This is a genomic window from Roseiflexus sp., assembly GCF_057785375.1.
This window is the reverse complement of record NZ_JBYNRX010000074.1, coordinates 1-23,655: the sequence shown is the minus strand read 5'-3', so window position 1 is coordinate 23,655 and position 23,655 is coordinate 1. Positions and strand designations below refer to the sequence as shown.

General features: G+C 59.3%; 19 protein-coding genes, 1 tRNA gene and 1 CRISPR repeat array. Of the genes, 8 read left to right on the top strand and 12 right to left on the bottom strand.

Annotated elements, in window-relative coordinates; genetic code table 11:
- Nucleotides 1-18: 18 nt before the first annotated feature.
- Together rlmD and AC3EA7_RS13035 are read left to right on the top strand one after the other, a co-directional pair.
- Nucleotides 19-1,239 carry a 23S rRNA (uracil(1939)-C(5))-methyltransferase RlmD gene (gene rlmD / locus AC3EA7_RS13040; RefSeq protein WP_488614495.1) on the top strand — a complete coding sequence of 407 codons (1,221 nt, stop codon included), beginning with the start codon at nucleotides 19-21 and terminating at the stop codon, nucleotides 1,237-1,239.
- Between the two features lie 395 nt (nucleotides 1,240-1,634).
- Nucleotides 1,635-3,107, top strand: a complete 1,473-nt coding sequence (locus tag AC3EA7_RS13035; RefSeq protein WP_488614494.1) for a protein kinase domain-containing protein — start codon at nucleotides 1,635-1,637, stop codon at nucleotides 3,105-3,107.
- Nucleotides 3,108-3,134: 27 nt separating this feature from the next.
- On the opposite strand, the gene AC3EA7_RS13030 is transcribed toward AC3EA7_RS13035, so the two are convergent.
- On the bottom strand, nucleotides 3,135-3,320 hold the full coding sequence (locus AC3EA7_RS13030; protein ID WP_488614493.1) for a hypothetical protein: 186 nt from the start codon (nucleotides 3,318-3,320) through the stop codon (nucleotides 3,135-3,137).
- Between the two features lie 57 nt (nucleotides 3,321-3,377).
- Between AC3EA7_RS13030 and AC3EA7_RS13025 the strand changes: the two genes are divergently transcribed.
- Nucleotides 3,378-3,851: a zinc ribbon domain-containing protein gene (locus AC3EA7_RS13025; protein WP_488614492.1), complete on the top strand. Its 474-nt coding sequence runs from the start codon at nucleotides 3,378-3,380 to the stop codon at nucleotides 3,849-3,851.
- Between the two features lie 12 nt (nucleotides 3,852-3,863).
- On the opposite strand, the gene AC3EA7_RS13020 is transcribed toward AC3EA7_RS13025, so the two are convergent.
- From AC3EA7_RS13020 to AC3EA7_RS13005, 4 genes are all read right to left on the bottom strand, one after another.
- On the bottom strand, nucleotides 3,864-4,292 hold the full coding sequence (locus AC3EA7_RS13020; RefSeq protein WP_488614491.1) for a hypothetical protein: 429 nt from the start codon (nucleotides 4,290-4,292) through the stop codon (nucleotides 3,864-3,866).
- A gap of 548 nt (nucleotides 4,293-4,840) precedes the next feature.
- Nucleotides 4,841-4,915 (bottom strand) — tRNA-Cys (locus AC3EA7_RS13015).
- 52 nt (nucleotides 4,916-4,967) lie between these two features.
- Nucleotides 4,968-5,540 carry a M48 metallopeptidase family protein gene (locus tag AC3EA7_RS13010; RefSeq protein WP_488614490.1) on the bottom strand — a complete coding sequence of 191 codons (573 nt, stop codon included), beginning with the start codon at nucleotides 5,538-5,540 and terminating at the stop codon, nucleotides 4,968-4,970.
- A 20-nt stretch (nucleotides 5,541-5,560) separates the two neighbouring features.
- Nucleotides 5,561-6,844, bottom strand: coding sequence for an MFS transporter (locus tag AC3EA7_RS13005; protein ID WP_488614489.1), 1,284 nt, complete (start codon nucleotides 6,842-6,844; stop codon nucleotides 5,561-5,563).
- 633 nt (nucleotides 6,845-7,477) lie between these two features.
- Between AC3EA7_RS13005 and AC3EA7_RS13000 the strand changes: the two genes are divergently transcribed.
- A complete protein-coding gene (locus AC3EA7_RS13000) occupies nucleotides 7,478-7,834 on the top strand; it encodes a hypothetical protein (RefSeq protein WP_488614488.1) in 357 nt (118 codons plus the stop codon).
- Between the two features lie 176 nt (nucleotides 7,835-8,010).
- On the opposite strand, the gene AC3EA7_RS12995 is transcribed toward AC3EA7_RS13000, so the two are convergent.
- A complete protein-coding gene (locus AC3EA7_RS12995) occupies nucleotides 8,011-9,411 on the bottom strand; it encodes a bifunctional enoyl-CoA hydratase/phosphate acetyltransferase (RefSeq protein WP_488614487.1) in 1,401 nt (466 codons plus the stop codon).
- Between the two features lie 189 nt (nucleotides 9,412-9,600).
- On the opposite strand from AC3EA7_RS12995, the gene AC3EA7_RS12990 reads away from it, so the two are divergent.
- Nucleotides 9,601-11,103 (top strand): hypothetical protein, encoded by a 1,503-nt coding sequence (locus AC3EA7_RS12990; protein WP_488614486.1) that lies wholly within the window; start codon nucleotides 9,601-9,603, stop codon nucleotides 11,101-11,103.
- A gap of 190 nt (nucleotides 11,104-11,293) precedes the next feature.
- On the opposite strand, the gene AC3EA7_RS12985 is transcribed toward AC3EA7_RS12990, so the two are convergent.
- A complete protein-coding gene (locus tag AC3EA7_RS12985) occupies nucleotides 11,294-12,052 on the bottom strand; it encodes a nucleotidyltransferase family protein (RefSeq protein ID WP_488614485.1) in 759 nt (252 codons plus the stop codon).
- Nucleotides 12,053-12,130: 78 nt separating this feature from the next.
- Entirely contained in the window at nucleotides 12,131-13,159 is a 1,029-nt protein-coding gene (locus AC3EA7_RS12980) for a dipeptidase (protein WP_488614484.1), read from the bottom strand.
- Between the two features lie 71 nt (nucleotides 13,160-13,230).
- Here AC3EA7_RS12980 and AC3EA7_RS12975 point away from each other — a divergent pair, with 71 nt between their 5' ends.
- A complete protein-coding gene (locus AC3EA7_RS12975; RefSeq protein WP_488614483.1) occupies nucleotides 13,231-13,542 on the top strand; it encodes a putative signal transducing protein in 312 nt (103 codons plus the stop codon).
- Here AC3EA7_RS12975 and AC3EA7_RS12970 read toward each other — a convergent pair.
- Both AC3EA7_RS12970 and AC3EA7_RS12965 read right to left on the bottom strand, forming a co-directional pair.
- Entirely contained in the window at nucleotides 13,537-14,343 is an 807-nt protein-coding gene (locus tag AC3EA7_RS12970; RefSeq protein WP_488614482.1) for a hypothetical protein, read from the bottom strand. The two genes, AC3EA7_RS12975 and AC3EA7_RS12970, sit on opposite strands and share 6 nt — an antisense overlap.
- Nucleotides 14,344-14,350: 7 nt before the next feature.
- Nucleotides 14,351-17,062: a two-component system response regulator gene (locus AC3EA7_RS12965; protein WP_488614481.1), complete on the bottom strand. Its 2,712-nt coding sequence runs from the start codon at nucleotides 17,060-17,062 to the stop codon at nucleotides 14,351-14,353.
- Here AC3EA7_RS12965 and AC3EA7_RS12960 point away from each other — a divergent pair.
- A complete protein-coding gene (locus AC3EA7_RS12960) occupies nucleotides 17,061-17,267 on the top strand; it encodes a hypothetical protein (protein ID WP_488614480.1) in 207 nt (68 codons plus the stop codon). The genes AC3EA7_RS12965 and AC3EA7_RS12960 overlap by 2 nt on opposite strands.
- On the opposite strand, the gene AC3EA7_RS12955 is transcribed toward AC3EA7_RS12960, so the two are convergent.
- Nucleotides 17,234-17,515: a response regulator gene (locus AC3EA7_RS12955; RefSeq protein WP_488614479.1), complete on the bottom strand. Its 282-nt coding sequence runs from the start codon at nucleotides 17,513-17,515 to the stop codon at nucleotides 17,234-17,236. The genes AC3EA7_RS12960 and AC3EA7_RS12955 overlap by 34 nt on opposite strands.
- A gap of 5 nt (nucleotides 17,516-17,520) precedes the next feature.
- Nucleotides 17,521-20,562: a response regulator gene (locus tag AC3EA7_RS12950; RefSeq protein WP_488614478.1), complete on the bottom strand. Its 3,042-nt coding sequence runs from the start codon at nucleotides 20,560-20,562 to the stop codon at nucleotides 17,521-17,523.
- A gap of 378 nt (nucleotides 20,563-20,940) precedes the next feature.
- Between AC3EA7_RS12950 and hemW the strand changes: the two genes are divergently transcribed.
- Nucleotides 20,941-22,134 (top strand): radical SAM family heme chaperone HemW, encoded by a 1,194-nt coding sequence (gene hemW, locus AC3EA7_RS12945; RefSeq protein WP_488614477.1) that lies wholly within the window; start codon nucleotides 20,941-20,943, stop codon nucleotides 22,132-22,134.
- A 748-nt stretch (nucleotides 22,135-22,882) separates the two neighbouring features.
- A CRISPR array of direct repeats spans nucleotides 22,883-23,655; the repeat unit is 37 nt; unit sequence GTTTCAGTACTCTTCTGCGAGTCGAAAATTCGGAAAT.

Below are 23,655 nucleotides of genomic sequence, written 5' to 3'. Positions count from 1 at the left end.
CTCGTTTGTGGGTTTCTGATGACTATCTCGAATAAACGTTTTCGCCGGCAGATTATCGAGGCGGTGCAGGCAAGCGAGCCGGTTACGCCGCGCTGTTCACACGCGCCGCCATTGGGTCAGTGTGGCGGGTGTACATTTCAGGATCGCGCCTACCCGGCTCAGGTGGCGGCGAAACGTGCAATGCTCCGCAGTCTCTGGAGCGATGATCTGCCTGACGATCTTATAGATGCGCTCGATGTGGTCGCCTCGCCGACCCCGTTTGCCTATCGCACGCGCATGGATTTCGTGGCGAGCAAGGAGCGGTTTGGTCTGCGGCGTGGCGGCAGATTCAACTACATCATCGATCTACAGGAGTGTCATCTTGTCCCGGCGCATGCCTTCGCTGCCGCGCGCGCCGTGTATGAGCACGCTGTGGGGTTGGGGTTGCCCGACTACAATCTGAAGACCCACGCCGGGTTTCTGCGGTATGTGGTCGTGCGGCGCAGCCCCGACGATGAACTGCTGCTGGCGCTGGTTACTGCCGCTCCAGAGGAGCAACAGGTCTACGCCGGGAAAGTAGAGCGCGCGGCGCTTGCCGCGCTCGAACATCCGGGTGTGCTCAGCGTTCACTGGCTGATCAATGCCACCCGCACCGACGTATCGTTTGGCGAATCGGTGCGTCACTGGGGGCGCGCGACATTGCCAATGCGCGTTGGCGCACACAGGCTCGAAATCGGTCCCAACTCTTTCTTCCAGAACAATGTCTGGCTGCTGATGCCGCTCCTCGATGCCGTGCGCGACGCCGTCGCCGCAGGCGGGCGCGCAGGCGCGATTGCCGATCTGTACGGCGGAGTCGGTACTATCGCGCTCCACATCGCTGATCTGGCAGAGAAGATCGTCTGCATCGAGACGGTTGGCGAGAGTGTGCGGCTGGCGCGCGAGAATAGTGTGCGCGCCGGATACAAGCACGTCGTCGTCGTCGAAGCGGATGTCGCTGAGGCGCTTCGTGCGCAGACGACCGGCGCGTTCGATGTGGTCGTCGCCGATCCGCCACGCACCGGTCTGGGTCCTGAGGTCTGCCGTGAACTACTGCGATTGCGCCCGCGGCGGATTGTGTATGTCTCGTGCAACCCGCTGACGCAGCGTGACGACATTCACGCGCTGCAATCGGAGTATCGCCTGGTGTTGCTCCAGGGGTACGACATGTTTCCGCAGACGCCACACCTGGAGTCGCTGGCGGTGCTTGATGCTAAGGATTAGGGGTTACGAGAACCGAGAACTATCAACGAGTTACTCGCAACGTCTTCGCTGGTAACGTTCAATGTTCAACATGCAACGTGCAATGTGTAAACCTCTCGCCTCTTGCCTCGCCCCTCTCGCCTCTTGCCTCGCCCCTCTCGCCTCTTGCCTCGCCCCTCTCGCCTCTCGCCTCGCCCCTCTCGCCTCTCGCCTCGCCCCTCTCGCCTCTTGCCTCGCCCCTCTCGCCTCTTGCCTCGCCCCTCTCGCCTCTTGCCTCGCCCCTCTCGCCTCATCCGCAACTCTGGAGCTTCCCGGCGCGTACTACCTGATAGTGAAACAGTTGCCGTTTCCGCGCAGGTGTGCTACCCTACCAGAGAGGCATCATGATGTCTGGCGCGCATGTCGCAGGTCCGCCAATGACCGACGTACAGCAGATTCTCTGCCCGAAATGCCATAAGCCGAACCTCCGGCGCGCTCGATTCTGTCAGCACTGCGGGCACGACGTCATCCTGAACAACGCCGGTCCGCGCTACCACATCACGCGCGTCATCAAAGAAGGCGGGCAAGGGGCGGTCTTTGAGGCAATCGGCGACGACGACCGCACCTATGCTATCAAGCAGATGCTGGATCGCTTTACCGATCCGCGGGAACGGGACGAAGCCATCGCTCGCTTCGCGGCTGAGGCGAAAATCCTCGAGCGCCTGCGGCACCCGCGCATTCCTCGGGTCTATGCCGACTTCAAGGATGAGGGGTACCATTATCTGGTCATGGACTTTGTGCGCGGGTCCGACCTGGAAGACATTATCCGGCGAGAGCGGTTCATTCCCGAAGAGCGTGCACTGCAATGGGCGGATCAGATCTGCGATGTGCTGGAGTATCTCCACCAGCAGCAACCGCCGATTATCTTTCGCGACATCAAGCCATCGAACATTATGATCGAGCCGGATGGCCATGTCAAACTGATCGATTTCGGCATCGCCAAGGCGCTGCAACCGTCGCAACGCGGCACCCAGATCGGCACTCCCGGCTACGCGCCGCCGGAGCAGTATCAGGGTATCGCCACGCCTGAGTCGGATATCTTTTCGCTTGGCGCGACCCTGCACCACATGCTCACCGGGCGCGACCCGCGCGATGAACCGCCTTTTTCGTTCCCGCCGGTCTACGCGCTGCGCCCGAATGTCTCCAAGCGCACGTCTGACGCCATTATGAAGGCGTTAAAGATGAAACCGGAGGAGCGCTACCGGAGCGTGGCGGAGTTTCGCCGTGCGCTGCTGCCAGAACGCGCCCCCGCGCAGGTGCGTGTTGTTCCGGCGACCCAGGCGCTTCCGATGCCAGCGCAGGTCGCTGCACCGGCGACGCCGCAGCCCATCGCTGCATCAGCAGGGCCGTCAGTGCCCCAACCCACTGCGCCGCCGACCAGTCGGGCAACTCCGGTGATGCCGCCATCTGCTCCGGCAGCCGCTCCTGCGCAGAAACCGGCAGCGCCCGCAAAAAAGCGCCGATCATCTGGGTTTGATACGCTGTTGTTTGCGCTGGTGATTATTGCGCTGCTGGCGGTAACGGTTGCACTTGCGTTTCCTGATCTTGCTGCGCGCGCCATCCAGAACATTCCGGCGCCGGCGACGCCGACGCCGCAGCGCCTGGTCCAGCAGCAGTTTACCGTTGAAGATATCGAAGTGATTGTTCCGCCAGGTGGTGATGTCCGGCAGGCATTCGTCGCAGCGTATACGCGCGCTGTGCAGGAGCAGTTTGGGCCGCAGGCGCAGATTCATACCAGTGTGCCATTGTCATACGTCGGCGGCGAACCGCAGAAGGTCGCCGAGGATGCGAACGGAACCAAATATCGCGCCTCGATCAGCGGGTTTATTCTCGTGCCGGTAACGCCGTAGGCGATTCGTTCAGAGGAGTTGGAACGCTCACCGTTTACGCTCGACGACGTTGATCGCAATGGCGGCGACAATTGCTGCAACCAGCACCGCGATCAGCGCAATAGTCACCGTGCTCCAACCGGTCTGCCAGGCGTTGACGAAGAGCGCACTCAGCGCCACAATGACGATGCCGATACACCCGCGTGTGACGCGCCGTTCAGGTCGATCTGACATGGAACCTCTTTTTTTAGACACAATGCTCCTGTATGATACAGGAAAAACAGGGGGTGGATGATGGGTTTTCTCGACGAATTGAGCCGGAAACTGTCCGAAGGGGTTGATCGCGCCCGCTTCGAGGCGGAAAAGTTTCAACGCGTGACTGCCATTCAGGGCGAGATCGGCAATCTTCGCCGTCAGGTTGATGCCAAGCGGTTGGAGTTTGGCGATCGGGCGATTGAGCTGCTCAAAGCCGGCGCCATTCAATCACCGACGCTGGCGGCGCTTCTGCGCGAGATCGAGGCATTACAGGCGAGTCTGACGCTGAAAGAAGAAGAGTTGCGCCACATCCAGGGGCAGGCGTTCATCGAACCGTCTCCCGCACCTCGCGCGCAACATATTCCGGTCAATGTTGAGCCGCCGCGCTCGACGCCGCCTGAACCGCCGCCGCTGCCGCCGGTCGCTGGAGGCAAAGTCTGCCCTTCGTGCGGTTTTCAGATGCCGCAGACCGCTGTTTTCTGCCCGAACTGCGGTCTGCGGGTGGGATGAGCGTATCCTGTATCAGTGCGACATTGTGTGCGTTTCGCTGTCGGGCAACCAGCGGATCACCATCGTGTCGTGCGCGTCCCACGGCTCATCGAGATCGTCGTCTTCGTCCGCCTGGGGATGAATGACGATCGGTCCCTCGTTGTAGACCCATGCAATCAGATCATCGATTGAATACCACCCTGCGCGATAGGACTCCTGGTCGACCGGGTTGAGCCAGAATTTGATCTCGCCATCCATCCACTGCCAGCGTTCGAGCGAGCGCCATTCCAGGTGATGCTCAGCGAGCACCGCTTTCGTTTCCTCGAAGAGACGCAGCAATTCTGGCAGGGTCAGACCCTTGGTGCGTCGCTTCTGCAAAATGCGGCGGTTGATTGCATCGCGCAGGCGTTCGAGTTCCGGAACGTCCAGCGCGTCCAGGTCGATATCGATGGGCATTCCCATAGCCGATGCATCCTTTCCAGGAGCGGTCGCGCCTGTGCGCGAGTGTCAGTGTATGCACCATTGCGAGACGACATCCGCCCTTATGGGTCGTGGCAGAACCGGTACCACGACAGGTGATATGCCACTGACGCGGGTCGCTTCCCGGCGAACCCGCTTCCATGATAGCAAGGATTGTCGTGTTCTACGTGAACAATTGTGTGACAGTCTATTCACAATTCGATGATAATTTGCAATGAACGGTTACTCCATGCTACGTTGCGCCGGAAGGGGTTGGATGGCGAGAGGGCATAGCGCCGGCGCACTCTCGAACAACCGCAGCAATCGCACCAATAGAAAGGCGCGAACCTGCGTGCCATTAGCATTCAAGCCTCGTAGCTTCTGATTATTTTTGTGATTGGTAAGGGACGACAAGGCGAACGCAGACAAACACTCTGTGCCTGCTGTTGCAACGTCGCCGCCTTTGCGCGCTTTCGGTGGCTGAACAGCGCGCGTCGTATGGGTCATAGCGGGTTGTGTATGCGCTGACTGATGCCAGCATAGTACGGTTGTGGAGGCGACGACCGGATTCGAACCGGTGAATGGGGGTTTTGCAGACCCCTGCCTTACCACTTGGCTACGTCGCCATACACTCCGATTCTAGCATAGCTGGCGGTCACTGTCAAAGGGATAACGACGTTACGACTCATCAGGTGCATCCGGCATTCCCGTCAGAAGCGCGCGTTCGACCGGCGGCAGGTCGCGCCAGGTGCGCGCCATCCAGGTTACTGCATTGAGAAATGTCTGCGCCCGGTCGGTGTCGGGGCAGACACTCCGCAGCAAGCGCCAGAATGCAGGCGAATGGTCAGGATGGATGGCGTGTGCAATCTCGTGGGCAACGACTGCTTCGACCACCCAGCGCGGCATGCGCAGCAGAACGGCGTTCAGGCGCACAGTGCGTGTCGCAGCGCTGTAACTCCCCCAGCGCGCTTCGGTCAGCGTGAATTCGGCGCGGTCGATCTCCGGCGGGTTGGGGAAGCGAGCGGCAACCTGGCGCACCAGCGCCAGCGCGTCTTCCTCGTGGTTGACTCGTCGCTTGTGGATGCGCTGGATCAGGCGGCGCGCCAGGGTGGTGATCGCCTCATCGAGGGCGGCGCCATCAATCGCGTGGGGTGCGCTGATAGAAAGCGTTGTGTTGCGCAGACGGGCATTGATGTTTTTGACCGCCTTGCGTTCGATGACCACCGTGAGGGTCACGCCGTCAACAGTCATGACACGCTGCTCTGCCATCGCTACGTCACCTGCACAGCGCAGGGGCGTTCTGTCGTGACGCCGACCCCTAACCAGACGAAGAGGATCGCGCCGGCGAAACGGAGCGCCGCGCCGGTCAGCAGCGCTGGCGTATAGCCGAAGAGATCCGCAAGCAGCGTGCCGACCAGCGGCGCAACCAGAGTTGCAATATAGGTCGTCAGTTGATACAGTGCAATGTACGATGCGGTTCGCTCAGGCGATGCCGTCGCCAGCGAGATGTCGAACAGCACCAGGTTCAACCCCGCGCCAAAGATGCCCGCCAGCGCCGCGTAGAAAACGAGCGGCTCGACTCGCGGGGTCAACGCCGTCAGCAGCGGATAGAGCACCAGCCCGAACACGCAGATGCGCAGCACCAGCACGTTTCCCTTGCGCCGGGTCAGCGCCGTCCAGATGAAGTAGGCGACCAGCAGAACACCGTTGTTGGTGGTGTTGATCAATCCGATCCAGAAATCCGAGGCGTTGAGCTGGCGCACCCAGTAGAGCGGAAAGAGCGGCAGTGCCATCATCATGCCGAGATTAAAGACAAATGCGCTGATAACAAACCGGCTGAACGGCGTTGGTTCGCGCAGCACCGCCAGCATATCGGCAAGGTACGCCCTCAACGACTGTTGTGCGACATCCTGCTGCGGCGGCGGATTGTCGGGAATGGTCAGGCGGCGCGAAAAGAGAAAACTCAGCGCTCCTCCCACAAATGAGGCGATAAAAACGATCTGGTAATTCAGCGGAAACGCGACGTTGTCGAGAAATGCGCCAATTGCTGCTACAGTGATCGCCGTCGTGGCGCCGAGGATCGACCAGCGCCGACTCATCAGATACTGACGCTGGCGCGGTCCTGCCACGGCGCCCATCACGACCGTGAAGGTGATATTGACAATCGCCTGCGGAATGGTCACCAGCGCCCAGATCACGACAATCGCGTAGGCGGTTATCTCCTGGCTCAGGAAGAAGGGGATCAGTCCCATCAGCACGAACGATCCCTGAACCATCGCGCGGGGAAGGGAATACCAGGGCGCCATATTGCGTTGCCGCTCGAGGAACCGTCCCAGTGGGATCGCCAGGAACATGCCGGTGAGAGCGGGGAGCGATGTCAGCAGCCCAACCAGGAAAGGAGAAGCGCCGAGGCGGGTCAGAAAGACGCCGAGGAAGGTCGAGACGCCAGTGACAATGCCAACGCCGATGCCATCGATCAGGACGCTCCGTACATTTTGTTTGTGGATGTCGGCTGGCTGAGAACGTCGGGTGCGCCAGCGGGACAGAATAGGCATGTTGTCCACGACTCCGGATCAGGGAGCGGCTTGAGGGTGGTATTATATCATCATTGAGGTGAGCGGTGACAGGCAAGGGGGTTACACGTTGCATGTCGAATGTTGAACGCAGGCAGAGACGTTGCACTGCAACGACTTCTGTACGGTGCGCATGAGTGCATTGCATGTGGAATGTTGAACGTGAATTGCAGCTGCGAAGGCTTGTCTCGCGTGAAGCGTGAGGATTGCACGTTGAAGGCGGGAAGGTCGCAGGTGCGGTTTTTGCGCAACAGAAGACAGAAGCCGGAGAGGGTTGATGAACATTACGAGATACATCCGGCGCCTGTGAGGGCAGGCTTCGCAACCGTAGCCGGCAGATGATGGTTTTTGGGAAAATAATCGGGTATCGCCCGGTTTTGCCCGCGCAGGCGGGCTTAGAGCCTACCCGGTCGCACTTCAGTCAGCGATTATTCAGATAGGCTCTTAGCAGACGTAGCCGGCAGATGATGGTTGTTGGGAACATCATCCGGCATCGCCCGGTTCAGCGCAGCCGTAGCTCGCGGCTTCAGTCGCCGGGCGGACGAGCGGATAGGATGCGCCAACCATCAACCGCCGGGCGGACGAGCGGATAGCGGACAGAAAGGGTAAGAGACCATGTTCATGCATCGTGTGACGCGCGGGTATCTGGTGTTGATCGCCGGACTGATCGCCTTCTTCGGTCGCCGCTTATTGGCAGGTGATGCACTCTGGCCCCCAGGTCTCATGCATGCCGAGATTCTCAGCGAAACCGAGATGTGGATCGTCATTTCGACCGCGCTGATGATCGGTCCGGCAGTGGCGCTTGGGCGTTTGCGCGCCATCCTGATCGCGCTGCCCTTTTCGCTGCCGCCAATCATGCTCTACCTTACGTTCTATCCGCTGCTGATCGTTTTTCTGCTGCTGGCAATGGTTCCATGGCTGGTGCATGCCGCGCTGAGTTCGTGGATGCCGGAGCGCCAGCAGGGAACCTGATAGAGCGATCAACCAAAATCTGAGGACAATCAAGGACGTGGGGCGGCTGACGTTAGCTGAGCCTGTCGAAGCCAACGTCAGCCGCAAGACGGTCAATACAAGCAATGATTGTGCAACATCTGGTTGATCACTCTATGAGGGTGGGTAATGAGGCGGCGAGACAACCTTTCATCCTGTCAATCATCCCGCCGCTCCACGCCATATCGAGCCACAAGCACAGCCATCGCACAGGCTGCTAGGACGCTCTGCGGATTTCCGCTGGGTTCGGGGAGCGCCACCGGCACACGCCCGCCAACAATGATGCCGGCGGATTGCGCGTTCGCCAGACGATCCAGTTGCTGCACCAGCATCGTGCCGGCTTCCAGGTCGGGTGCGACAAGAATATCGGCCTGACCAGCGACCGGCGAGGTCAGTTTCGCCCGGCGTGCAGCCTCCGGCGAAACGGCGTTCTCGAAGGCGAGCGGTCCATCCACGATGCCGCCAACGATCTGTCCACGGTCGACCATCTTGCACAGCGCAGCCGCATCAAGCGTCGAGCGCAGTTTCGGGCTGATGGTCTCGATAGCGGCAAGAATGGCGACTTTCGGTTGTTCAACGCCGAGCGCCAGCGCCAGGTCGATAGCGTTCTGCACGATTGCCCGTTTCTCTTCCAGATTCGGGTCCGTATTCATACCGGCGTCAGTAATGAAGAGAAGCCGGGGGTAGTTGGGCACGTCCATCGCGTACACATGGCTCATGCGCCGGTGGTCGGTAATGCCGGTATCGTGCGCCACTAGTTCATGCAAAAGCCCATAGTAGCGCACGCCGGGATCGACAATCGTCTCGACCTCTCCGGCGCGCGCCATAGCTACGGCGCGCGCCGCTGCGGCGCGGCCATCGGTCGTCGGTTCGAGCCGGAAGGCGTTGAGGTTGATATCGATCGTTTCTGCCACGCGCCGCAGCGGCGCTTCAGGTCCGATGATGATCGGGTCGATCAGGTTCGCATGCGTTGCCTCGACGATGCCGTGGAGCGCTATTGGCTCAGAGGGGAACACCACCGCCGCGCGCACCGGTCCTACCATCGATGCATGCCGGATGATCGCCTCGTAGTTGGCGCCGGGTTTGTGGAGCAGCACTTCCGGCAAACTGATCCGCTGGCGCTTGACCTTCTCGGCTGGCGCAAGCACCTCGGCGCTGCCGCTGATAACGACTTCGCCGTGCTGATTGGTGCACTGGCAGTCGAGGGTCACCCGGCGCTTCTCCGCGTCCTTGGCAGTCACGGTCACAGCGACAGTAATTGTGTCGCCGACTGCGACCGGACGACGGAAGCGCAACGTCTGGCTCAGGTAAATCGTGCCTGGACCGGGGAGCATTGTGCCAAGCACAGTCGAGATCAGCGCACCGCCCCACATGCCGTGAGCGATGATCTTGTGGAAGATGTCGCTGCGGGCATATTCCTCATCAAGATGCGCAGGATTGACATCGCCGGACATCACCGCGAACAGCTCGATGTCGGATTTGGTCAACGTGCGCGTCAGTGATGCCCGGTCACCGATCTTGATTTCGTCGAAGGTGCGATTTTCGATGTATTCCGTCATTGGAATGCCTCCCTTTGCCTCGTTCTCAGCATACGAGTGGCAGTTACAACGCGCTGCGTCAGAGTACGATATAGATGCGAATCGCACATGCGACAAAATTGTTATCAAACCGTATGGATATTGTGCCTGTTTTATGCGAAATGTCGCGTATAATGCGTATGGAAACAGGTGACATTGTGCAGTGCATTCATGGCCCGTATTCACCGCTTCTTCATTGCGATCGTTCTGTTGTATGCGCTGGCAACGGCTCTACCGGCAGCGGCGCAGCAGGAACCGCTTCCTGATCTCCCTGACGACGGCGCAGCCGGTGATATGCTGCCAACCGCGTCGCCCGCAGATGACCCTGATCCAGAGACGCTCGCCAGCTTGCAGGCAATGCACCAGGTGTATCTGCCGCTCATCGGCATGCCAGCTTCTCCCAATCCGTTTGGTTTTGATGTGCGCACCTATGCGCCGGATGCGGTGATGCCGCTGGTGGTCGAGGCGAATCCACGCTGGTCGCGCGCCGGTGATGTCTTGTGGGCGCTGGTCGAGCCGGTGCGCGGCGGCGGGTACCGCTGGGAGGCGATCGCCGATGTCGAGCGCAATGTGCGCCGCCTGCGCGCAGTGGGCATCGAGCCGACTCTGATCGTTCAGTGGTCGCCGTCGTGGGCGCAAAGCATCCCTGGCAAGCTGTGCAGCGCGCCGCGCCCGGATACGATTGCCGATTTTGCAGTGTTTATGCGTGCAGCGGCGCAGCGCTTCTCCAGCGGCGATCTGCGCGTCGATTACTGGGAGATCTGGAATGAACCCGATTTTCGACCGGACGAAGTGAAGGGCGATGAGGGGTTTGGGTGCTGGGCGACGTATCAGGCGCCGTACTACGGCGGCGACTATTATGGCCAGGTGCTGCGCGCGGTGTATCCGGCGGTCAAGGCGGGCAATCCGAATGCACAGGTGTGGGGCGGCGCATTGATGCATCGCTGGCCCGACGACACGCATACGCTGGGATTTGTGCGTGGCATGCTGGCGGCAGGTGCGGCAAACTCATTCGATGCGCTCAGTTTCCATGCCTACGGCGAATGGGGCGCCGGCGATCGTCTGCTGTTCAAGTACTGGCGATTGCGTCGCCTCCTCGATGATCATGGGCTGCGCGCAAAGCCGATGGTCGCCACGGAAATTGCAGCGACATGTCCTGCTCCGTCGAACTGTCCGCCCGATTTCCATCGCCATCAGGCAAACTATGCAGCGCGGATCTACGCGCAGGCGATTGCGCTCAATCTGTTGGGCGCCTTCTGGTATCCCGTATCGTTCCGTGGCGAGGGCTTTCTGCATAGCCATCTGATCGATGAAACCGATGAAGGGTTGGCGCCGCGCCCGTCGTTCTACGCCTTTCGCAACTCGGCGCGTCTGCTCACAGGTGCGCGCTACACCGGTCCGCCGCCGGTTGAACCGGCGCCTGGTCAGGCTGGGGATGTGCAGGTGCTGACATTCGAGAAGGGACGCAACCGTCTCTATGTGCTCTGGGTGCCGCGCTCGGACTTTCCGGTGCTGTATAATCTCCAGGTTCCGCCCGGCGTCACTGCCATCTGCACCGATCAGTTGAACCTTTCGACCCCGGCCACATACTATTGCTCCGATGAGAATCGTGATGGTCTCATTCCGCGTGCGGTGAACGAATTGCCGCAATATGTGGAAGTCCTGGCGCCATAAAGGTTTCCACGTTTGATGTTCAACTCCCGAATGAGCTGCCATCAGGGGCGATCTTACGCGGCCTGTCACTGGCAGCTTTTGCACATGCTTGTTGAACCACAGATTCCATCTGAAACGTTCAATCGCCATCACGAGCAGCGACGACGGAGCGGTGCAACGTTGCTCCCTTTGCACGTGCAATCTGCAACCTTCAATCTCCATCCTTGGCGCCCGCAAGGTGGCTCCCCTCTGGCCTCTCGCCTCTGGCCTCGCACCGCTCCTGCCACTCCTGCTGCGCCTGTGCATACGCTGCGGGCGTGCCAATGTCGAGCAGATACCCCCGCAACGGGCGTCCGTACACCGGTGCGCCCGCTCGCAACAGCGCCGGAATAATGTCGTGACCAAAATCGCTGAAGCCGGGCGGCGTCCAGGCGACGATATCCGGTTCACAGACGTAGACGCCAGCATTTGCGGTGTCGCCGCCGTCCCATACCGATGGTTTTTCAACAAAGCGCGTTACCCGACCGGTCGCGTCGATCTCGATCATGCCCTGCGAGTGCGGCGTGTCGGTGCGTTTGAGCGCCAGAGTCATCATCGCGCTTCGTTGACGATGGAACGTTATCAGATCATCAAGGTCGATGTCGAGGAGCAGATCGCCGTAGATGACCAGAAATGTCTGATCGAAGAAGCCGGGAAAATTGTGGAGTGCGCCGGCTGTGCCGCGCAGTTCTTCTTCCACTGCGTAGCGCAGCCGCATTCCAAACAGTGAACCATCCCCCAGCCCGGCGCGCACCACATCTGACAGGTAGTGCAGGTTCAGCGCCGCCTCGGTGACGCCGTAGCGTCTCAACCACTCCAGTGTCCACGCCAGGAGCGGTCGTCCGGCGACCGGCAGCATCGGTTTGGGGCATGTATCAGTGAATGGACGAAGGCGCGTCCCTGCGCCAGCCGCGAGAATGAGCGCTTTCATAAGGGTTAGGAGATCTTCTTCCCCGCCTTCAACCTTCCATGCGTCGATTATCTTTCGTTCGTATGAACATGCAATGAATCATGCCCGCCATGTTTTTCGCAAAACACGCAGCCAGTTTTCGTGCGCCAGTTTGCGGAGCGATGGCTCATCGAACCCGCGGCGGCGCAAGGTTTCCAGCAGGCGCGGCAACCCGGCGGCATCGCCGAGATCGCGCGGCATCAGCGCGCCGTCGAAGTCTGAACCAAAGCCAACGCGATCAATCCCCAGACGCTCAACCAGGTGCACAATATGGTCTGCTACCGCATCGAGCGGCGTGTTCGCGTCGCGTTGACCATCAGGGCGAAGGAAGCCGACATGGAAGTTGACGCCGACCATCCCATCCGATTCGCGGATCGCATCAAGTTGCCGATCGGTCAGGTTCCGTGGCGAGGGACAGATTGCATACGCATTTGAGTGTGTGGCAACCAGTGGGGCGTCGCTCAACCGCGCCACATCCCAAAAACCGGCTTCATTCAGATGAGAAACGTCGATCAGAATCCCAAGACGATTGCACGCCTCAACCAGTGCTCGCCCGGCGTCGGTGAGACCAGGACCGATGTCGGGGGTGTGGGGGAAACACAGCGGCACGCCGCACCCAAAAGCGTTCGGTCGGCTCCAGACGATACCGAGCGAGCGGAGGCCCGCCTGATACAACGCCTCGAGCGCGTGAAACCCGGTATCGATGGGGTCAGCCCCCTCAAGGTGCAGGATGGCGCTCAGGGTATTGGTCCGAAGACCGTGCTCGATTTCACCGATGGTGCGCGCAACGCATACCTGCCCGGCGGATTGGGCTTCGATGCGAAAGAGGAGCGCCGTCATCTCCAGCGCAGTGTGCAGTGCGTATGAATATGGCAGCGGATCGGGCAGACCGCCGTCATTGGGTGTTGATGCGTCGGGTGGTGTCGGGACAAAGACTGCAAAGAAGCCGCCAGCGAAACCTCCCTGGCGAGCGCGTGGAAGGTCGAGATGTCCGTCTGTAGATGTAAAGAACGAGTCGTCATGTTTTGCAGTGTAGAGACGTAGTAACGTGTCGTTATGGCCGTCGAAGACCGGTAGTACTGCTGTCACATCATCTCACTTTCTTGCCCCGCCCAGTTCGCGGAGTGCAACCCTGGCTCGTCTATTGTACAATACTGTGTATGAGCGATTACGTCCTACGCTGGTTGCTGGCCGCACAGCGGGATATAACCGGAGAGCGCACCGGGGGTGACGGCGATGGTGTTGGTCCGGTATGCATCGCAGAGGTCGAAGGGCTTATTCGCGCCCAGATTATCCGTTCGTACCTGGAGGACGCGGGGATACCGGCGCATCTGGCGGGTGAAGCGATTGCCGGGGTCTACGGCCTGCTGCACGGTTCCCTCAGCATCGTGAAGGTGTACGTGCCGGCAGCGCTGGCGCATGAAGCGCGCGATCTGCTGGAAGATCTCGATTTCGGCAATGAGAATCTATGACTGACGCAGCAGTGCCAGACCTTGGGTAAAGAAGGCGATCTGCGCCAGGGCAAACCAGACCGACAGAAGCGCCAGCAGCGCTCGCGCCACGCCGAACCAGAGGGGCAACGCTGCGCGCAGCGCCGTAAGGTCAGCTTGCAGATTGGCCACCAGTGTTTGATAACGGTTGATGACCTGGCGTGCGTCACGGAAACTGCCATTGATCTCGGCAATGTTTTCGGCGACTGCTTCGGTATTCGCGCCAATCCGGCGCAGGTTGGCGCTGGTGACCGTCAATCGATCACGGACGTTGTTCAGCGATGCGGGCAAGGGATCGAGACTGTCGGAAACCTGCTGGATCGCCTGGTTGAGCGGCACGTCTGGGTTGTAGGTGTTGGCGCCGAGCAACCCGATCCGGCTGATCGTCCCGAGCACGGCATCGGCGACACGCGCCGTTTCACGCGCCGATTCCAGCGTTTGCTGCGTCGAGCGAATGGCGCGCGGGATCTCGACGCCGACCAGCGTACCGATGCGGTCAATGGTTGGCAATGTATCGCTGATTGCCCGCCCGGAACTGCGAACGGTCGTTTCGATGGCGATGATCGTTTCGGATGCGCTGGTGAGCGATGTATCAGCGACGGTCAACCCATCGGCGGCAGCGAGCAGCGCCTGGTCGATATCGGCGATACGCGTGTTCAATGTCTCTTCCGCCGCACTGAGCGCCGGGAGCCCCACGAACAATCCTGTCAGGCTGATGACCAGCCCCACAATTCCTGCGCCAACGAGCAATAACCCGGCGGTTCGCTGCAAAAACCGTTTCATCGAACCCCTAACCCCTATCGTTCGCATCAAGCAGAGCAGTGGCTGCCGTCGGTTCAAGCGCCTGTGCGAAGAGCCAGCCCTGCCCATACGGGCATGACATCGAACGAAGGCGCATCAGTTGTTCCTCGGTTTCGGCGCCTTCAGCGATGACCGTTATCCCCAGGGAATGCGCCAGCGCAATGATGGTGCGAACGATCTCGGCGTTTTCGTGGCTGTGGTGAATCTGGCTGATAAACGAGCGATCGATCTTGATCGTCCCAATAGGAAAGCGATGCAAATAACTGAGCGACGAATATCCGGTGCCGAAATCGTCGATACAGATCTGAACGCCAAGCGAGCGCAGGTGCAGCAGCGCCCGACTGGCGACATCGCCATGTTCGATGATCGCTGTTTCGGTGATTTCGAGACGCAACATGGTTGCATCGAGGCGATATGCCTCGAGCAGCGCCGCGATACGCTCAACCAGGTCTGGATCGGCGATCTGGCGTGGCGAGAGATTGACATTCATTGTCAGTGAGCGTGTGAGGTAGCGTTGCGTCCACTCGTGTAACTGGCGGCATGCCTCACGTAACACCAAATGACCGATCGGAACGATCAATCCGGTTTCTTCGGCAATATCGATGAACTCGGCCGGCGTTACGATGCCGCGATTGGGATGTCGCCAGCGAAGCAGCGCCTCGAAGCCGACTGTCTGCTGCGTATTGAGTTCGACGATTGGTTGATAGACGACAAAAAACTCGTTACGTTCGATGCCGTGGCGCAGATCGGTCTCGATCTGTAAACGATAACGAGCACGGTCGTGCATGGCGGGATGGAAGACGGCGTAGCGCGATCGTCCCTCGACTTTGGCATGATACATCGCTGTATCGGCATCACGGAGCACATCGGCAGGCGAATGATGGCGCGCACTCGTGCTGAGCGCAATGCCAATGCTGGCGCCGCTGAACACATCGTGGCCGCCGAGATGGAACGGTTCTTCGAGCAGGCGCAAGATGCGTTCCGCCACGGTCAGCGCCGCCTGTGGGTCGTTCAGGTCTTCGAGGAGCACGGCGAACTCGTCGCCACCAAGACGCGCCAGGGTATCGCCGGGCCGCAGGCAGCGTTCGAGGCGTCGCGCAAGAGCGATGAGCAATTGATCGCCAATCAGGTGTCCGAGACTGTCGTTAATCAGTTTGAAACGATCAAGATCGAGGAACAGCACGGCGAACGATGGTGAAGCGCCGCGCTGTGCACGCGCAATCAGGTGTTCCAGACGGTCCATAAAGCGTGTGCGATTGGCAAGCCCGGTCAGGCTATCGTACAGTGCATCGTGCAACAGGCGCTGTTCTGCCAGTTTGCGTTCGTTGATGTCAGTTTGCGACCCAACAATTCGCATCGCCTCTCCGCTTGCATTCCACACCGCAATGCCGCGGCAATGCATCCAGCGGTAGGCGCCGTCGCGGTGCAGCATGCGATATTCATACTCGAACCCGGAGATCAGACGACGGAGGTGGGCAGCCAGGCGCACCTCCAGCCCCTCGCGGTCGTCTGGATGGACGCGGTCGAACCATTCGGACGGATCATTGTCGATCTCATGGTCCTGGAAGCCAATCGTCGCTTTCCAGCGTTGCGAGAAGTAGATTTTGCCGGTACGCAGGTTCCAGTCCCATAGTCCGTCGTTGGCTGCTTGAGCCGCCAGCGCGTAGCGTTCTTCGCTGGCGCGCAGCTCTTCAGCCGCCTGGCGCATCGTTGTGACATCACGAAACACCGCCACTGCGCCGCTGATGTCGCCGCCATTGTCGCGCAAGGGACGGGCGGTGACGCTCAGCCAGCGTGCAGGGGCGTCACCAGATGACGCGAGCAAGAATTCAGCGCCATCGAGCGTCTCGCCGCGCAGCGCAACCGCCAGCGGCAGGTTTTCGGGCGGGCAGGGATCGCCATCAGCCATCAGCAGCACAGGTGTGGCTGCCGATGCCTGTGGCGTCAGATCGGCAACACGGTCGCCGAAGAGGGTGTGCGCCGCCGGATTCGTATGGAGCAGATGGCCTGCGAGGTCCACAACCACAATCGCATCGCCGATACTGTCGAGGATCGATTGGAGCGTCAGCGTCTGCTGACGCAGCGCGGTAGCGATTTGCTCGGCAGCGGCGCTGCGTTCAGCAACGCGTTTTTCGAGGGTGGCATTGAGGACGCGGAGTTCGGCTTCAATCCGGCGGCGCTCGCGTTGCGAGCGTTCCAGCGCATCAAGCGCCGTCAAGAGTGCAAAGTCGATCGTTGCCGGCGCTGTAGCAGTTGCTGGTTCATCAGCGCTCTCGCTGTCCATGGTGCGCAACCGTTGCTCCAGGTAGGCGCGTTCGCGATCACGGAGCATCTTGCGTTCGAGCGAGGCGTTCACCCGCGCGCGCAAGAGGACATCGTTGAAGGGTTTGAAGAGATAATCATCGGCGCCAAGTTCGATGCATTGCGCGACCATATCGAGGTCGTACACCGCAGAAACCACCACGACCGGCGTGTGATAGATGAGGTTCTGCTGGCGCAACTGCTGCAGAACCTCGATGCCGTTCATATCGGGCATCATCAGATCGAGCAGCACCAGATCGAACGACTGACGTGAGAGCAGCTCCAACGCCGCACGTCCGCCAGCGACGACTTGTGTCCGATACCCCTGACTGCCAAGCAAGCGCACCAGTAGATTACGAATGTGGTCGTGGTCGTCAACGACCAGAATGTGTGGTGGCATGAACGTCGTGTTGGAGTCTAATGTATGGATAGTCACCGGCTCATTGGAAACGATAATGCAGTCAGGCGGCAGTTTCTCATTGCCTGGGCGATTCGCTCAGGAGTTTTTCGATTTTGCGGATCAGGCGATCAAAGTCGATCGGTTTGGCTTCGAAGTCGTCGCAGCCGATGTTCAAAGCGCGATACCGGTCTCGCTCAGTGCATAGGCGGTGAGCGCGATAATTGGAATGTGGCGCGTCTCAGCGCGTTTTCTGATCCGTTCAGTCGCCTGCCGGCCATTCATGATCGGCAGCCCCATATCCATGAGGATCAGGTCTGGTGCAGCATTGATCGATGCCAGAATGGCGCGGACGCCATCTTCGGCGAAGATCGTATCATATCCTGCCATATTCAACCGGCGCGCCAGCAGGTCGCGGATGGCGGCGTCGTCTTCAACAATCAGAATGCGGGTCATGCTCGTCAAGCCTCCATGGGTTGCAGTTGTGCATACGTGGCAATGGTGGTGCGCACCTCGTGGACGAATTCGTCGTAGTGGAACGTCCCTTTGTGCAGGATCCGCGCGACCGATTGGTTGAGACTGTCGTGTTCGGCAGGCGTCAGTTCTTTTGCAGTGACAACGATAATCGGGACGGAACATCCATCGGGAAGCATACGCAGCGCCTCAATAAACTGCATGCCATCCATGCCGGGGAGCATGAGATCGAGCACAATGCCATCCGGCATGCTGGTCGTGCAGTGCTCCAGCGCAGTCTGTCCATCCGGCGCCTCGACAATCGTCCAGTCCGAACATTCACGAGCTAGTGCGCGGCGCAGATAGTCGCGCATGGCGTCGTCATCCTCAACGATCAACACCCGTTTGCCGCCGCTCTCTGCGAGCGTCGCTCGTTTGTTGAGCAACAGACGTATCTGCCGCTCCAGTCGATCGAGATCAGCGGGCTTGTTCAACGTTTCAGCTGCACCGAGCAACACCCCGCGCTTTGCGTCATCCGCTATCGTGAGTAGTATAACAGGTATTGCGGCGGTTTCGCTCGATGCTTTCAGTTCATTCAGTACGGTCCAGCCATCGATCTCGGGCATCAGAATATCCAGGATAATCAGGCCGGGCATGAGCAATCGCGCCAGTTCCAGCCCGCTCGCTCCATCGGCGGCGGCTTCGATATGGAGATCGTGGCGTTCCAGCGCGCGCGGCAGCAGATCGTGGACGGCTGGATTGTCATCGATCAGCAGGATCAGGTGTTTGCGTTCCTGCTGGTCTTCAGAGTCGGTTGGCGTTGTCGTCGGCGTTTCACCTTCGACCGGCGCCGGCGCCGGTTCAGCAGCCGGCGCCAGGTGTTCGGGGAGTGTGACAACAAAGACGCTTCCGACGCCAGGTGTGCTGGCGACTGTGATGTCACCGCCGAGCAAATGGATCAGGCGGCGGCTCAGCGCAAGCCCCAGTCCGGTTCCGCCGTATTTGCGCGTCGTGGTGGGGTCTGCCTGGGTGAATTCCGTGAACAGACGGGCTATCTGTGCGTCCGTCATACCGATGCCGGTATCGCTGACGGTAAAGGTGATATGAGCGGTGTGGCCATTGGCGGCGGTTGTAGATGCTGGAATGGCACGTGTGATGGTCACAGCAACGCTGCCATGTTCGGTGAACTTACAAGCGTTGTGCACCAAATTGTACAGCACCTGTCGCACGCGCACGTCGTCGGAGTGCATCAACCCGACAGCCGGATCGATCTCCAGGCGCAGGGTATTGTTGCGATTGTGCGCAAACGCCTGCATGCTCGTCACAACGTCTTCAGCAAGCGCACGCACCGAAAAGGGCGTGACGTTGATCTGCATGCGTCCGGCTTCGATTTTCGAGAGATCGAGCAGGTCGTTGATAATCGCCAGCAGATGTTTGCCCGCATTGCGCACGCGCGTAATATCGTCTCTGACGCGATCGAACTCGCCATGTTGCATCGATATCATGATCAGGTCGGCATATCCGATAATAGTTGTCAGCGGTGTGCGGAGTTCGTGGCTCATGTTGGCGAGGAAGCGACTCTTGGCGCGATTCGCCTCTTCCGCCCAATCTCTGGCGTTGCGCAGGGTCTCCTCGGTCTGTTTCCGTTCGGTGATGTTGCGCGCCACGACCTGCCATGCCGGTTCCCCGTCGATTTCAAACGGTGCAGCAACGAGTTCCAGGGTAATCTCGTTTCCATCGGGCAGGGTCAGGTCGTGCTCGTAGCGAATGACGCCATCGCCTGTGCTGTAGCGAATCGGAGGGGGTACAAACGGTGCGGCGTGCGAGCCGATCAGGCTTGATGGGTCAGAGTGGCCAAGCAGCCGGGCGCCAGCCGGGTTAATGTAGAGAAGGCGCTCGCCGTTATGCACGATGATCGCTTCGGGAGAAATCTCGACCAGTTGCCGATAGCGCGCCTCGCTCTGAGACAGGCGGTCAGCAGACTGTGCCAGATCGTCGAGCATGCCGTTAATAGCATCGCCCAACCGGGTAATCTCATCGTTTCCCGTCAAGGCAATGCGCGTCTGTCTATCACCGCTGCGCCCAATCTGCGCCACCTGTGTACTGAGCGAAATGATGCGTGACAGGACACGCCGTTCGATCAGTGTGAGAATCACAGCGGCAAATGCACCGGTGACCAGCAGCAGGATCAGGAGGTTGTAACGCGAAGCAGCCAGACCATACCGGAGAATGTCGCGCGGCACGTCGATGCGCAGGATAATGCCCTCGCCGCTGCGCAGATCGTCGATCTGCGCGTACCCGGCGATCCGGTCGTCGGCAAATGAGAGCGGACGAACCACAATCGGCTTGTCGTCGTTCATCAACCGGGAGGCAAGCGCAAAATCGGGAACAGAAGCGGCGTTGCTTATCAGACCGAGTGAAATGGTGTAACCGGTAATGTCGCTAAGACGTGTCAGTTCGGCAGCATCGAGGTCGCGCCCCATGATCAGCACGCCGCGCGGTGGTCCGTCGCCCGAACTTGCCAGAATCGGATGGACGGCGATCAGCATTGGTTGACCATCGGCGACAATCACCCCGCTGATCCCATCGTTCTGTGCAGCAACCTGAAGGAATGGGGCGTTTGCGCCATCGAACGATGTCAGTGCAGCAGGGACGGGCAGGACCTGCCCGTCGATAAGACTCTGCCGACGGGCGTAGACAATGTCGCCGGAGCGGTTGATGAAGGCGATATACGATGCACGTATGGTGCGCAACGCCTCGACGTTAACATGCGTATTGATGTACTCGAGATCGCGTTGTTCAACAAATGCATACGTCGGGTCCCAGACCGCGTAGTCTTTGACGTTGCCATACAGCGCATCGATCTCATTCTGGAGCGTCTTGAGCGTCTGCTGCATGGAGGCTTGCACGCTTCGCTCTTCGAGTTCGCGAAAACTTCGCCCGATGATGAGCTCGGACGCGAGAACCTGCAATGCTAACAGCGCTGTCAGAGCAACCGCGATGGCTTTGAGCGTCGTTGTGCGCAGCGATGTCGTTCGGGCGTAGAACAATGCTGGTTTCCTTTGCTGTGCGAGAAGCTGCCGCTGTGTACGAGGCGTAGTGTACAATGTGATCATTACCAATGTGTGTCATGGCTTGTGCGATCCGGGGTCGTACATTCATTGAGCAGGCGCACGTTGAACGATAGTGAGTGGTATGAATTCCGTTCGCCTGGACCGGAACTACGTCGATCTGGAACGATCAAGACCGTGAAAGTCCTTGAAAAATTGTTTATTTCTCGTTTATGCCCCTGATGAATAGAATTTTCAACTCCTTGAATGTTGAACGGCGGTCATCATTAGCAACGCATCACACAATATTCTATGACACAATTGATAGACAAGCAATCTCATTCGTTACTGGCAAATGAATGGCGCAGAAGATCAGGCGTGCGCCATCTCTACATTCATATTCCTTTTTGTCATCGTCGTTGCGCGTACTGCGACTTCAACACCTACGCCAACATGGAGGATCGCATGGAGGCGTATGTGGCGGCGCTCTGCACCGAGTTGCGCTCGCTGGCGCTTCCGCAGCACGCTGTCTCTCCGGCTCTCCCAATGACTGCCGACCTGACGCGCGCAATGGTGCGCCCGACGATCTTCCTCGGCGGCGGTACGCCGAGCATGCTGCCAGAGGCATTGATGGAACAGACGCTCGCCGCGGCTGATGCGGTCGTGCCGCTGCGCGACGCTGAGGTGACGGTCGAGTGCAATCCAGGGACGGTGCTGGGGCGCGACTACCTGCGCGCCCTGCGCGCTATGGGGGTCAACCGGGTGAGTCTCGGGGTGCAGAGCCTGCATGATCCGACGCTACGGGTGCTGGGGCGCATTCACACGGCTGCGGAAGCCTATGCGTCATTCAACGATGCGCGTGCTGCGGGGTTTGAGAGCATCAACCTGGATTTCATCTTTGGGTTGCCGGGGCAGACGGTTGCGCAGTGGGAGGAGACGCTGTGCGAGATTGTGACCTGGGGCGCGGATCATTTTGCCCTCTACTCGTTGATCCTGGAGGAGCGCACGCCGCTGTATGCGCAGGTGATCAGCGGTCGTATCAGCGTTCCCGACGACGATGCCATGGGTGCGATGTATGAACTGGCAATCGAATATTTTGCCGCTGCCGGGTATGTACAGTATGAGATCAGCAACTGGGCGCGCGCCGATGCGTCTGGCGCGCCCGTGCCCTCTCATGCCTGCCATCACAATCTGGCGTACTGGCTGAACGCCGATTATCTTGCGGCTGGCGCGGGCGCACACGGTCATCTCTACCCGCGCCGGTTTGTCAATGTGGCAGGCATCGACGACTACATCGCTCGTGTGCGTGCTGGCACGCTGCCGGTTGCCGAGGTGATCGACCTGACTCCGCGTGATCTGGCGGCAGAAACCGTGTTTATGGGGCTACGTCTGAATGCCGGCGTCAGTTTTGCACACTTCCGTGATCGGTGTGGTGGGGAGATGGATGCGATTTTTGGCGCAGAACTTGCGGATCTGGCGAAACAGGGACTGATCGAGCGCGATGAGCGTGGTGTGCGGTTGACCCGTCGCGGGAGAATGCTCGGCAATCGGGTATTCGAGCGGTTTGTGTGAGCCTGGGTTGAACGCTGTGTTTCCCTCATCCCCCCGTCCCCTGCCTCCCACGCGGGGCGAAGGGGGTGTTTTTTCTCATCCCCCCGTCCCCCTTCTCGCACGCAGGGCGAAGGGGGTGTTAAGGCGACGCAGCGGCTTGTCCGTACCGGCGTTCTCAAGCCTGACAGCGAGCGATGCAATCACAGGTCTTGCTGAAAACGCACAACAATAGCGCTCGCATTATGCGGGCGCATTCTTTTTGAAGGCGAGCGAAGCAATTGAAGGGCCTACCGCAAGCGCGCCGCTCGTGCATTGCGGCAACGAATTCCGCATTGGTTTCGAGGGCGTACACCCCGCCCCAGTGCGGGGGTAGGGCTTTTTTTGCGCTGTGGCAACGAACTCCGCATTGGTTTCGAGGGCGTACACCATTCCTCTCCCCGCCGAGTCGTGAGATCGTTTTTGTAGCATTTAGCGCACGGAAATCCACTGCGGCCCGTGCGCGCCGCGGCGCAGTTTCAGTGCTCTTCTGCGAGCCGAAACTTCGGAAATGTGACCAGAGACGATAGGCGAGAGGGGATAGGTGAGGTTTCAGAACTCTTTTGCAGACGATAGGCGAGAGGAGATAGGTGAGGTTTCAGAACTCTTTTGCAGACGATAGGCGAGAGGGGATAGGTGAGGTTTCAGAACTCTTTTGCAGACGATAGGCGAGAGGGGATAGGTGAGGTTTCAGAACTCTTTTGCAGACGATAGGCGAGAGGGGATAGACGGGGTTTCAGTACTCTTCTGCGAGTCGAAAATTCGGAAATTCTTTCTCCAGTCTTGTTCGAACTGCACAGTCAAAGTTTCAGTACTCTTCTGCGAGTCGAAAATTCGGAAATTTGTTCCCGCCGGGCAAGACGTTGACGCTTGCGGCGTTTCAGTACTCTTCTGCGAGTCGAAAATTCGGAAATGGCACTTTCGCGACATCGACGCGCACGGCGCGGCGCAGGTTTCAGTACTCTTCTGCGAGTCGAAAATTCGGAAATCGGAAACGGCAAAAGTGGCCATCGTCCATGCCCGTGCGTTTCAGTACTCTTCTGCGAGTCGAAAATTCGGAAATGCCAGCAACGCGATCTTTTCCAAGCCCGCCGAAGTGTTTCAGTACTCTTCTGCGAGTCGAAAATTCGGAAATGTCTTCATGCAAGCATCCCCGATAGAAGCGTTTCCCGTTTCAGTACTCTTCTGCGAGTCGAAAATTCGGAAATTTTCAGCAACACTTACCGATCCTATGCGCCTTACGTGTTTCAGTACTCTTCTGCGAGTCGAAAATTCGGAAATATACACGTATAACGCGATAACCTATGCAACATCCTACGAGTTTCAGTACTCTTCTGCGAGTCGAAAATTCGGAAATTGGATACGAGTACAGCTTGCCGGCGGTTGAGGCCGACAGTTTCAGTACTCTTCTGCGAGTCGAAAATTCGGAAATACACTCTTTTGATAAAAGCTACAAGTCCTCCTGCGACGTTTCAGTACTCTTCTGCGAGTCGAAAATTCGGAAAT

Coding starts and splice junctions, on each gene's coding strand:
- AC3EA7_RS12990 (WP_488614486.1), top strand. CDS start 9,601: ATGGCCCGTATTCACCGCTTCTTCATTGCGATCGTTCTGTTGTATGCG.
- AC3EA7_RS12995 (WP_488614487.1), bottom strand. CDS start 9,411: ATGACGGAATACATCGAAAATCGCACCTTCGACGAAATCAAGATCGGT.
- AC3EA7_RS13025 (WP_488614492.1), top strand. CDS start 3,378: ATGATGGGTTTTCTCGACGAATTGAGCCGGAAACTGTCCGAAGGGGTT.
- AC3EA7_RS13010 (WP_488614490.1), bottom strand. CDS start 5,540: ATGACTGTTGACGGCGTGACCCTCACGGTGGTCATCGAACGCAAGGCG.
- AC3EA7_RS13030 (WP_488614493.1), bottom strand. CDS start 3,320: ATGTCAGATCGACCTGAACGGCGCGTCACACGCGGGTGTATCGGCATC.
- AC3EA7_RS13020 (WP_488614491.1), bottom strand. CDS start 4,292: ATGGGAATGCCCATCGATATCGACCTGGACGCGCTGGACGTTCCGGAA.
- AC3EA7_RS12985 (WP_488614485.1), bottom strand. CDS start 12,052: ATGAAAGCGCTCATTCTCGCGGCTGGCGCAGGGACGCGCCTTCGTCCA.
- rlmD (WP_488614495.1), top strand. CDS start 19: ATGACTATCTCGAATAAACGTTTTCGCCGGCAGATTATCGAGGCGGTG.
- AC3EA7_RS12955 (WP_488614479.1), bottom strand. CDS start 17,515: ATGACCCGCATTCTGATTGTTGAAGACGACGCCGCCATCCGCGACCTG.
- AC3EA7_RS12970 (WP_488614482.1), bottom strand. CDS start 14,343: ATGAAACGGTTTTTGCAGCGAACCGCCGGGTTATTGCTCGTTGGCGCA.
- AC3EA7_RS12965 (WP_488614481.1), bottom strand. CDS start 17,062: ATGCCACCACACATTCTGGTCGTTGACGACCACGACCACATTCGTAAT.
- AC3EA7_RS13035 (WP_488614494.1), top strand. CDS start 1,635: ATGACCGACGTACAGCAGATTCTCTGCCCGAAATGCCATAAGCCGAAC.
- AC3EA7_RS13000 (WP_488614488.1), top strand. CDS start 7,478: ATGTTCATGCATCGTGTGACGCGCGGGTATCTGGTGTTGATCGCCGGA.
- AC3EA7_RS12960 (WP_488614480.1), top strand. CDS start 17,061: ATGAACGTCGTGTTGGAGTCTAATGTATGGATAGTCACCGGCTCATTG.
- AC3EA7_RS12975 (WP_488614483.1), top strand. CDS start 13,231: ATGAGCGATTACGTCCTACGCTGGTTGCTGGCCGCACAGCGGGATATA.
- AC3EA7_RS13005 (WP_488614489.1), bottom strand. CDS start 6,844: ATGCCTATTCTGTCCCGCTGGCGCACCCGACGTTCTCAGCCAGCCGAC.